The following is a 369-nucleotide window of genomic DNA, read 5'->3' as shown; positions in this document are numbered from 1 at the left end:
CCTCGTGGTTCGGGGGTTGTCGTCGGACATCCGGGGCCATTGTCAGGTGACAACGGCACCCGTGAATAGATTTTTCAGACGTCGCTCTCCTTTTCTTCCGCAGAGGCCGCAAGCGCCGCCTCGTAGTCCGCAAGAAGCTGCGGCAGGCGGGATTCGAGGAAGCGGCCGAAGCCGCCGTGGTCGGTGACGAGCCGCAGCTGCCGCCCGGCCCGCTCCACCGATCCGACCCGCCGGCCGGCGGCCTTGAGATCGGTCCGTGCCCCGGCGCGCGGCCTGTCGCCTGTCTTTTCCGCCGCCTTGCCGGGCTTGCCGGCCGCGGCCAGAACCAAGGCGAAGCGCGCGTTGCTGTCGGCGCTCTTGAAGGCGCTT

Annotated in this window: 1 pseudogene; it reads right to left on the bottom strand. The window is 69.1% G+C overall.

Going from position 1 to position 369, the window contains the following annotated elements:
• Window positions 1-74 precede the first annotated feature (74 nt).
• A pseudogene (locus A6302_RS23360) lies at window positions 75-369 on the bottom strand (hypothetical protein); the annotation flags it as partial.

The organism is Methylobrevis pamukkalensis (assembly GCF_001720135.1).
In the GTDB taxonomy this organism is placed as follows: domain Bacteria; phylum Pseudomonadota; class Alphaproteobacteria; order Rhizobiales; family Pleomorphomonadaceae; genus Methylobrevis; species Methylobrevis pamukkalensis.
The sequence above is the reverse complement of the archived record's forward strand: the minus strand, read 5'-3'. Positions and strand labels throughout refer to the sequence as shown.